The sequence below is a fragment of the Eubacterium sp. genome (genome assembly GCF_057858645.1).
In genome coordinates this window covers 63,881-74,741 of the sequence record NZ_DBLZZO010000012.1, presented here as the reverse complement: position 1 = coordinate 74,741, position 10,861 = coordinate 63,881, and the positions used below count along the sequence as shown (strand labels likewise).

Genomic DNA, 10,861 nt, shown 5'->3' with positions numbered 1-10,861 from the left:
ACTTTTGGAATGGTTGGAACAGTCTTGGGATTTATTGCTATATTAATTGTTTTACAAAGCGGATTGAAAATCTCTTTTAATTATCTTTCTCAAAAAAAATGGGATAATATAACATCTAATTATAACAGTACCAGAATAGAGAGATTAGGATCTGTTTCAGTAGATTTGATTAAGTCATCAAATTCTCAAAATCAAAGAAAAGTATATAGTGATACGTATAATTTTTTGCTGGATAATGATAATTTGATTGATTCAGCAGAAGGAAATGTATTAGTAAATTTGTTAAGCGAGATGGAGGATACGAATGACACATCAAAGTACATAGATGATATTATCGTAAATGCTGATGATAGAAGATATACAGAAATTATAAAGTACATAGTAAAACTGAAAAAACCAAACAATTCATTAGGATATGATATTGCTAATGTGATATATAATATTGAGATTAAAGGGTACAATTCCAATAATAAAAAGAATATTATATCAGGATATAATATCTTACTAAACAATAAGGATAGTAAAGAATTCCATTCAATTATAGTAAGACTTAAAAACACTTTAAATCATGATGAATCTATTCGTATAATTAGTCAAGATAGTGGAAAGTCTAGAAGTGATATTGTGAAATTGTTTGATGAGATTGAAATGAGGTAGGTAAATGAAGGGGATTAATAAAATAAAAGAAAAAATCTGGAATGAGGAAGTAAAGAAAATTGTTCTTTATGTTTTGAAACCAACCCGCATTACAATCATTTCGGGATTTATTTTGTTGATATTAATATTGGGGATAATAATTGTTTCAGGAAATTTTGAAAACTTTATTGTTTCAACAGACATTAAATATAATTCGCCAATGCTAAAGTGGATGATGCTTACATTTACAATAACGGCAATAATTTCATTAATATATGGAATAAGTTTGTGTTTGTATAAATATAAGCGCCCCGGTAAGAAAATAAAAAATGGAAAATATGTAGAGGGAAATTCGTATAAGGCACTTTCTAATACACTTAGTAAATAAAAGCAAAGCAAAAGAGGAGAGGAAATCATGAAAAAATTTTACAGTCAATTATCATTGATATTAGCATTAATTCTTGTTATCAATTTATGCAATATTGGGTATGTAATAGAAGTAAAAGCAGAAGCAGAAGATACTTCTAATTTGTCAATTGATAAAGTAGATTTAGACACTAGCAATGCTGCTAATATTTCTAAGGATTGCATATTAACCTCCAAGGAATTAACTGTATCTATAAAAACAATTAGTTCAAGTGAAGATGTGCAAACATTTACATTATACAAAATTAATGGAGAAGAAAAGGAACTAGTAAACAGTGTCAAAGTGACCCCTGAGTATAATGAATCAGAATATATAGCTCAACAAAATATTAAACTTGACGCGAAAGAGAATACATATTCAGACTATGAATATCGTGTTGGAGTAAAAAGCTCTTCTCATCCAACAGAAGTATATGAGGATGTAAAGACAAGTGTTGACAATGCTGATGTGAAAAAGATTGTAATAGATACAATTAATCCGATAAGTGAGAATAATAAAATAAAGGTAAAGACGTGGCTGGAGTGGAGTGCCAATGGTATTGAAAGTGTTGAAAAGGTAGAGACCGAAGTTAAATGTACATTTAGAGATGACAATTCGGGAATTAATAAAATTGAATATCAAGTTGATAATGGCGAAAAAAAAGATTATAAATTAGATGGAAACGAAGTACATAACCCAGGAGAAAACGTTAATTTTGCTGATAAAATAGAAGGAAAAAATCATACAATAGATTTATTTATTACTGATAATGCAGGAAATGAATATCATTGTTCAAGCAATGAATTCAACGAAGAAAAGTCTGACAATGTAGGACCGAGGATTGATAGTGTTTTATTTGAACCATATATTGCCTCAACAACTGACTCTACAAAGGAAACAACAACAGAATTAAATTCATTTGATGAAATTTCAGTAATATTATATGACAAAATTTGCGTGGTGAGTAGTGCATTTACAATCAAAGTTAAAACTACAGATATTGCACAAGAGGGCGCAACGGTGTCAGGTATGAGTAAAGATAATGATGCAGTACAATTATTTGATGGAAATAAATTCATTGGTAATATGGCGTTAGAAAATGGATACTATATTTATACAGTGAATGATAGTATAAGTGCTGATGTTTTAACTATTCATGCAAAGGATGCTAATGGTTATAAAACAATTAAAAAAATATCAGAAATTGATAGTAGCAAAAAAGACAGTTATTACATGGAAAAAGAAACGCCTACTTTAAAGCCGGATTATAAAAATGCTGTGAATAGTAATGGTCAATATTGGTTTAATAATAATGGTGGAGACTTTGTTATTGAAGTTGAGGATTCTGGAAGTGGAGTTAAATCAGTAACAATAACTGATGAAATTAAAAACGATAATAAATCAGTTATAAAGAATTACTTAAATAAGATTTTTGATAAGCAAGAAAAAAATTATAAGCAGGCAATTGACACAAGTTTATTAGATGAAGGTGATCATACTTTTTCGGTGACAGTTGTTGATAACTGTGGAAATAAACAGTCAGAAAAATATGAAATTCACGTGGATCACAGTGAACCAGAGATTTCATATGAAGTGAAAGCACCAAATAAAAAAGTTATTGATAATAAAGATTGGTATGATATTAATGACGAGTTAGAAATTGTTGCAACAATAAAAAAATCGACTTCAGATATTAAAAATGTTGAATTTAAAGTAAATAATCAAAATTTAGAATATGCTGAAACAATAGAGGAAGTAAATGAAAAACTGATAATAAACCTTAAAGTACCGGTAAAAAATTATATAGGGAATAGCGAAAATAAAATTAGTATTGTGGGATACATTGAAAGCTTATCAGGAAACAATAATAATTCAAAAAGTATTTATTCATGCTATATAGACAAAGCAGATCCTAAAATAAATAGTATTACAATTAATAAAATTGACAATGCATTATTTCAACCAACATTAAATTTGATATCTACAGGAATTTATTCAAATGGATCTTTAAAATTTAAAGTTGAAGCAAGTGATGTACAAGGTGATAGTGGAATTGATTATGTGGAATTTGCGTATTACAAAGACGGAGATAGAGTTGTTAAAAAAATGACATCTGTTGAAAACCGATTTGAGTATATACTACCATTTGAAATTAATTCTGAAATGTTTAATAGTAACTTCGAAATAATTGCATATGATAAATACGGGAAAGAAAGCAAATTTATTCCTTCTATTAAAGATGAAGCGGGTAATAGTACAGACAAATATTTTGTTATGCAGGAAGATATTACACCTATAGCAAAGATAAATCTTCCAAAGAGTGACGGTAGTGAAAGAACGGACGATCAATTGTGGTACAACAAAAACAAAAATATTTCTATCGACTTAGAAGACAAGCAGTCAGGAATCAGGTATGTAAAAATATTTGTTAATGGTGTAGAAATAGTTAAAGATATTAATGGAACTAAAATAGTTGATACTAAATATTCAAAATCATCACCTAAGAACATAACTTCTTTAACATATAACTTTACAACAGATTATATTATAAAAGAGGTAGGTAAAGCAGAGGATGGCAAATATAAAATAAAAGTAGAGATGTCGGACAATGCTGGAAATATATATGTAGATAATAATAAATCATTTAATATAGATGAGACAAATCCAAGTGTTGATAAAATCGAATTTTCAAGAAAAACATCTGATGGAATTTTAACAACAAATGATTTTAACACAGAGTTTAAGTATGGTTATTATTTTAATAATAGCTTTTATTTGAAAATTCATACTTCTGATAAAAAGCCATCTTCCGGATTAAGTCATATCGAATATAAATTGGTGGTATATAATAATGGGAAGAAAGAAGATAGTATAAATAAAACTTCATCAATTGTGAATGGTATGGCAAAAATTGAAATACCTAAAGGCTTTAAAGGTCAGATTTTTGTTAAGGCAATAGACATGGTTGGTAATGTATCAAAACAAGTCACAACTTTGGGTTATATTGAAGATGAGAGTGCACCTGAAATAGATATAAAACCATTGAAGAAGACTAAATATAAAGATAATTTAGGAAACAATTTATATTCTAAAAATGTTTCTGTAGATGTTTCTATTACGGATACAAAATCTGGATTGAAGACAATTGAGTACTACGTAGATGCAGAAAACAATAAAATTGAAAAGAAAATGATACAACTATCCAATGAAGGATATAAAGAAGGGGACAAACTTGAAGATGGATGGATTGTTACTAAAACAGACAGAAATCTTGTGGTTAAGGTGTCTCGAAAAATCGTTTTTAGCTCTGACGATAATGACATTGTTGCACATTTTAGAGCATCAGACATGGCTGGGAATAAAACAAAATATACTAAAACACAGAAATTCTCAATAGATAAAACAGCACCTGTAATTAAAATTGATTTTTCTAGTGGAGTTAAAAGCAATTCTAAATATTATAATAGCAAAACAAGAGCAATAATGAATATTACTGTTGAAGAAAGAAATTTTGATAAGGAATTGTTGAATATTGTAATTTCGGATTCTTACCATAATAACAAAATAAATCCTAAATTTGTCAAAGAAAAAGGCAAATATTCTTATGTTGCAACTATTGATTATCCGGAAGGTGATTATAATGTTCAGGTGTCTGCAAATGATATAGTGGGTCATAAAGCAAAAATACATTCTAATGGTGGAAAGAAATCAACAGAATTATATACGGCAGAATTTATAGTGGATACTACTAATCCAAGCGTATCTACAAATTTTAGTTCTTTTGTGAATAATAGTACGCAAAAAGAGGGTAATTATTTTAATAAGAAAAAAACAGCAACAATTAGTGTAAAAGAGCATAACTTTGATCCTGAATTAATGAATATTAATGTTTTTGAAAAAGAAGCAGGAAAAGATCAAAGTGTTAAAGGGGCAGAGAAAATAAGTTATGCTGCGTATAGTAAAAAAGGATGGAGTGATAATGGCGATACACATTCTATAGAATTACAATTTGAAAGAGATGGAATATATAAAATAGAAATGAAGCCATCTGATATTTCAGAAAACAAAGGTGAAACAGATAGCACAGTTGTATTTGAAATTGACACAACAGCTCCAGAGATATTTATGATTAATGGGGAAAGTGTTGATAAGAAAAAAACAAACATTATTGATGTCTATGATGAAAAAAGGAAAGACGATGCTTCACCAATGGTAGAATACTATGATGCCAACTTTGATTGCATAAAATATGAAATCGTTAAATATATTCCAGAATATCAAAATGGAAAAGAATTTTCGAGTATATTACCGGAAACGATAAAGAAAACTTTGAACAGCAAAGAATTTAAACTGGAGGACTTTAAAGAAGATGGTATTTATGCTGTTCAAATGACTGCATATGATAAGGCCGGTAATGCTAGCAAGGTAAACAAAAATACATATGTTAGAATGGTTAAATCAGATGTATTGGCATACATTGAGGATAGTCATCCGGGAGTAAACGGAAAGATAGGGAAGGGATGGTATTCAATAGAGGACGAAGATGGACCTTTAAGTAAAAGACCGGATAATTTTGAAAATTTAAACATAGCTGTGATTACTAGAAAAGATTCAAATATTTCTATTACATTAAATAGTAACGATGGAGATAGTATTGACACTGGAATAGAATGTTCAAATAAGGAAGAAGTATATGGTGCAGGTGTATACAGATATGTATTATCAAAAGATTACTTTAAAGATCATTATCAGGAAGATACGGACGCAACTTTTTATCTCACAGTAAATGATTCTGACAAAAAAATTGAATTAGGCCAAATTCATATAGATAACATTGCGCCAGAATGTGATTTACCTTCATATTTTCATAATTGGGGATGGATGAAGGGAACAGGTGAGAAAAAAATTGAAATTACCAATATAAGTGAAAAGATAGATACAAGTGCAAGCACTGTATATATTGATGGAGAAAAGGTTAAATATTCATATGATTCAAATAAAAATAAAATAACATTTTCAATTGAAAATGGAAGTCATAGTGTCGGAATCTTGTTGGTGGATTATGCAGGAAATAAATATAATGTTCCTGAAATTTCGCATTTAGGTGTTGGTAATTTTAGACTTTATTTGGGGATATGTATGTCAATTGTTATACTTGCCGGAGTTTCTATGCTCATAATATTAAAAAGGAAAAGAAAAGTTGAAAATTTAGAATGATTTTTATAAAATAAATTTTCACATAAATGTTAGAGCAGTAATGCAGAATAATTTCTTAAAGATTACTGGAAGAGTAATTGCTAAATTTAATTGCAAGAAATAGGCGGAGAAAAATGCAATTCAAGAGTGGTTGACTAACTGACGGTCATAAAGTATAATAGCTATTAATAGGAGGCAGTGGTATGGCAAAGATGGGCAGACCAAAGATAGATAATCCGAAGGTCAACAAAATTTCGGTTAGGCTATCAAATGAGGAACACGAAAAACTCGTTGAGTTTGCTAAGGCACATTCAATGACAAAAGCGGAAGCTTTTAAAAAGGGCTTAGAACTTTTGTATGAGCAGTGCAAATAAAATGCAAGCCACGATGCAATATTCTTTAAGTTGACCACAACTTGAGAACAAAAAAATAACAAGTCAAAATAATTAGAAATTTTAATCAAACGAGAGGCAAAATATGGACAGAGAGAGTAAAGAGAAACACCTATCAACCGTCAGCCTTTTTAGAGTTTGAATAGACACAAAAATCCCACAATGCCTTTATTTATGGGCATTGTGAGAGGTAGTGATTATATCGTGGCAACGATATGGCAACACTAAAACAATTTACCCATATGTATAAATGAAAAAACCTTACTGATTTTGAGGAGTCAGTAAGGTTTTTTTATGCTCTTTTATAAATCAATTAGTTTATGATATCCGTGAGTATTAGCCGGATAGTTGTATCTCCAATTATCGTATTCTTCCTTGGAGATTTCTCCGGTATCAAGCTTGGACTTCATCTTTGCCCAGGACTTTGCCTCATGACCTAAAGCGTCGTGGATGGCACCTAAATCAAGGGTAACATGACTTCCTTCCTGTCTGACGGATATACCATAAATATCTTCAAGAGTGAACAGAAGCTGCATAATTCCCACATGAGTATCAATGTCAGGAACATTAATGGCCGCAGGAGAAACTTCCAAAATGGAAGAAAGAGTTTCAATCAAATCATCCTTGGGAACACGTTTCTCTGCTTCATATTGAGCCATGCGGATATCAGCAGTACTTTCCTTAAAACCTAACTGAACTCCCAATTCCTTTTGAGTTAAACCTTTACGCTTGCGAAAAGTTCTAATTCTTTCACCAATTGCCATAACAAACCTCCAATTTAACATAAAAATTCCCAATGCGGGATAACTTAAACAAATTCGCTAATGTCAGTATAACATAGGTAAAAATGTATATCAAGAAAAACTTAAACAAAAAAAGTTAATTTTTCTATTGACTTAAACTAAAAAGTTTAATATAATGCACATTATCTTAAACAAATATGTTTAAGAAATATAATGAAGGAGGAAAAAATCATGGAAAAGAACTTTATGACAGTCGACGATGTTGCAGAAGAACTTTCTGTTTCAAAGTCCAAGGCTTACAAGATTGTAAGACAGCTTAATAAGGAACTGGAAGAAAAAGGCATCATCACGGTAGCAGGACGTGTCTGTACTTCTTATTTCAGAAAAAAAGTAATGTACAGCGGTGATTAGAAAATATTTATAAAAGGAAGGTGATGAACATGAGCGTTTATTCTTACATGGCAAATAATAAGAAAAAATGGAGAGCTGTTTATCGCTATACTGACTTTACCGGAAAAAGAAGACAGACACAGAAAAGAGGCTTCAACACAAAAAGAGAAGCGGAGTTTTGGCTTGAAAATAAGAAGAAAGCCGAAAACGGACAATTGAACATGACATTTGGAAGTTTTTATGAAATCTACGAAAGAGACAAGAAGGCAAGGGTAAAGGAAACCACCTTTGAGACAAAATCATATGTGGTAAGAGACAAAATCCTTCCTTACTTTAAGGACAGAAGAATGGATGAGATTAAACCAAAGGATGTAATGGAGTGGCAGAATGAACTGCTTAATTACAGGAATGAAAAGGGAGAGCCTTATTCATCAGGTTACCTAAGAACAATTCACGCACAGCTTAGCGCAATATTTAATTTCGCAAAAAGATATTATGGGCTATCCACAAATCCTGCGGCAATAGTCGGGACAATGAAAAATGACGTTGAAAAGGAAGTGGAAATCTGGACAAAGGAAGAATACCTGAAGTTTTCGGAAGCAGTCATGGACAAGCCATTATCGTTTTATGCATTTGAAGTATTGTACTGGACAGGTGTCAGGGAAGGAGAACTACTGGCACTTACTCCGGCAGATTTTGATTTTGAAAATAACACAATGAGAATTAACAAGAATTATCAGAAGGTAAAGGGACGTGAAATCATTACTTCTCCAAAGACAAAAAAGAGTAACAGGGTGGTGAAGATTCCACAGTTTCTGGCAGATGAGATTAAGGATTACATGAAATGCTTTTATGACCTGAAACCTGACCAGAGACTTTTCTTTAAGTCAAAAGGGTATCTTGGACACGAAATAACAAGAGGTTCCAAGAAGGCAGGAATTAAGAGAATCAACATACACGCCCTTAGACATTCACACATTTCACTGCTTATGGACAGAGGATTTTCAGCACTTGACATAGCTGAAAGGGTAGGGCATGAAGCAATCAGCATTACTTACAAATATGCCCACATGTATCCAAACAAGCAGGATGAAATGGCAAGAAAACTTGAAGAGGAAAGGAGTTAGGAATAATGGAAAAATCATTGGACAGTCACGGTCGTTGGAGAAAGAAGATAGTAGCCTTCAGGGTTTCTGAGGAAGAGGCAAGAATCATTGATGACAGGGTTGCCCTGTCAGGACTGACAAAGCAGGAATACATTATCCGCAGGCTGTGTGAAAAGGAAATTGTGGTAAATGGAAATCCAAAGGTTTACATTGCCTTAAAAAACAGACTTAATGACGTGTATGAGGAGTTAAAAAGAATTACAGGTGCAGGTGAGGTTGATGATGTTTTGTTAGAGGTAATTGAACTAATCGGTGTTACCATGAACGGAATGAAGGAGGATAAGAATAATGAATAATAAAACAACAGTGACTACCCTTAACGTATCTGTTGGCGCAGATAACGGGCAGTCACCAAGTGTTACCAAACACAGTAACAGTATAACAGATAATAATTGTGTTCGCAATTTGCAATCCACCGGTACCCCGGTGGGTGAAAATCTGGAAACAGTATCAATGGAAGAACTTTATGACACGGTATATCCGATTAAGAAACCTTTGGTTGAGGATCTGATTTACAACGGAGTGTATCTGTTTGTCGGTGCACCAAAGGTTGGAAAGTCGTTCTTAATGGCTGAAATAGGTTTCTGTGTAAGTGTAGGAATTGACCTTTGGGGGCATAAGACCAATCAGGGAACAGTGCTGTATCTGGCATTGGAAGATGATTATGCAAGACTTCAACAGAGACTTTCAAGAATGTTTGGAATTGATGTGGCAGAGCATTTTTACTTCGCCACACGTTCCAAAAATCTCAATGAAGGTCTGGAAGAACAGCTTAAAGAGTTTCTTGTGGCGCATGCTGATACAAGACTTGTAATAATTGACACACTTCAGAAAATCAAGGAAATAAGTGGAGACAAATTCAGTTACGCAAACGATTATGACATCATTACAAAGCTAAAACACTTTGCTGATGAACATAACATTTGCATTCTGGTGGTTCATCACACAAGAAAGATGGATTCATCAGATGCCTTTGAAATGATATCGGGAACAAACGGACTGCTTGGTGCAGCTGACGGAGCTTTCATCATGCAGAAGGAAAAAAGAACTGACCTAAAGGCTACCGTTGACATAACAGGAAGAGACCAACAGGACCAGAAACTTTATCTTAAGTTTGAACCTGAGTTGTGTTTGTGGAAATTTGAAAAGGCTGAAACAGAGCTGTGGAAAGAGCCGGAAGATAAAGTACTTTCTGCTGTTAATACATATCTGATGGAAGCAGGATGTTTTCAGGGAACGGCAAGTGAACTGATGGATAAGATACAGGAGATTAATTTAGTTCCGAATCAGCTGACCAGACAGTTGAACATTAAGGCAGGAAGGCTGTATGAGGATTATGGCATCAGATATGACAATAAGCGTTGTCACGATGGCAGAATCATAACATTGGAATATGAAAAAGAGTAAAGCGTGACGATGGTGTCGATGGTGACGATGTTTTATGGCACGTAAATCATCGTCACAACCGTCACGCATCGTCACGGAACAAGATTGATTACAAAACAGTGAGGTTTAAAAATGAGCAAAAACAGAATGATAAGCAATGAATTAATGATGGCTTTGATTAAGTATCATGTATTAGACATGAAAAATAATGAAGAAATTAATAATCTTATAATTTCTGAGTTGGAAGAAAAACTAAGCAAGATGTCAAGGCACGAGGATTACACAAAAAGTAAAATGGCACCTACAAAAGAAGAGAGGGAAGAGTACAGACAGAAATATCTTGAAGCCGTTGGAATGCACCGGGACTTTAGATGGTAGTAACAGCTTGCAACATAAATAGAGTTCCTGTTGATAATATCAATACCTGCAAGTGACACTTGCAGGTTAAAGAATAATCAGGGAGAACCAAAAAGGATTGGTTACAGTTAAAAGTTAGTGACATCATGTCACTAAGAACCGCGGGACCCGGAGTCCCGAGGTTAAACA

Annotated in this window: 10 protein-coding genes; 9 read left to right on the top strand and 1 reads right to left on the bottom strand. The window is 32.5% G+C overall.

The features are described from left to right. The 4 genes from ACZM4J_RS05775 to ACZM4J_RS05760 form a co-directional block, all read left to right on the top strand. The coding region (locus ACZM4J_RS05775) for a hypothetical protein (protein ID WP_489485772.1) at nt 1-657 on the top strand (657 nt) is incomplete at its 5' end. A gap of 4 nt (nt 658-661) precedes the next feature. Then, nucleotides 662-1,024, top strand: coding sequence for a hypothetical protein (locus tag ACZM4J_RS05770; protein ID WP_489485770.1), 363 nt, complete (start codon nt 662-664; stop codon nt 1,022-1,024). A gap of 27 nt (nt 1,025-1,051) precedes the next feature. Beyond that, nucleotides 1,052-6,259, top strand: a complete 5,208-nt coding sequence (locus ACZM4J_RS05765) for an Ig-like domain repeat protein (RefSeq protein WP_489485769.1) — start codon at nt 1,052-1,054, stop codon at nt 6,257-6,259. A gap of 182 nt (nt 6,260-6,441) precedes the next feature. Beyond that, complete coding sequence (locus tag ACZM4J_RS05760) at nt 6,442-6,612, top strand: CopG family transcriptional regulator (RefSeq protein WP_118025297.1); 171 nt, start codon at nt 6,442-6,444, stop codon at nt 6,610-6,612. Between the two features lie 320 nt (nt 6,613-6,932). On the opposite strand, the gene ACZM4J_RS05755 is transcribed toward ACZM4J_RS05760, so the two are convergent. Beyond that, on the bottom strand, nt 6,933-7,394 hold the full coding sequence (locus tag ACZM4J_RS05755) for a helix-turn-helix domain-containing protein (RefSeq protein ID WP_021952313.1): 462 nt from the start codon (nt 7,392-7,394) through the stop codon (nt 6,933-6,935). Nucleotides 7,395-7,604: 210 nt separating this feature from the next. Here ACZM4J_RS05755 and ACZM4J_RS05750 point away from each other — a divergent pair, with 210 nt between their 5' ends. The 5 genes from ACZM4J_RS05750 (at nt 7,605) to ACZM4J_RS05730 (ending at nt 10,693) form a co-directional block, all read left to right on the top strand. After that, nucleotides 7,605-7,784 carry a helix-turn-helix domain-containing protein gene (locus ACZM4J_RS05750; RefSeq protein ID WP_021952314.1) on the top strand — a complete coding sequence of 60 codons (180 nt, stop codon included), beginning with the start codon at nt 7,605-7,607 and terminating at the stop codon, nt 7,782-7,784. Between the two features lie 29 nt (nt 7,785-7,813). Beyond that, nucleotides 7,814-8,890, top strand: a complete 1,077-nt coding sequence (locus tag ACZM4J_RS05745) for a site-specific integrase (protein ID WP_302623909.1) — start codon at nt 7,814-7,816, stop codon at nt 8,888-8,890. Nucleotides 8,891-8,895: 5 nt separating this feature from the next. Beyond that, nucleotides 8,896-9,225: a plasmid mobilization protein gene (locus tag ACZM4J_RS05740; protein ID WP_489485753.1), complete on the top strand. Its 330-nt coding sequence runs from the start codon at nt 8,896-8,898 to the stop codon at nt 9,223-9,225. Continuing rightward, nucleotides 9,218-10,336: an AAA family ATPase gene (locus tag ACZM4J_RS05735; RefSeq protein ID WP_489485752.1), complete on the top strand. Its 1,119-nt coding sequence runs from the start codon at nt 9,218-9,220 to the stop codon at nt 10,334-10,336. Before ACZM4J_RS05740 ends, ACZM4J_RS05735 begins: the two co-directional genes overlap by 8 nt. Before the next feature lie 111 nt (nt 10,337-10,447). Then, the gene (locus ACZM4J_RS05730) at nt 10,448-10,693 is read left to right on the top strand and encodes a complexin-2 (protein ID WP_299119360.1); all 246 of its coding nucleotides are present in this window, start codon (nt 10,448-10,450) and stop codon (nt 10,691-10,693) included. Nucleotides 10,694-10,861: the final 168 nt, after the last annotated feature.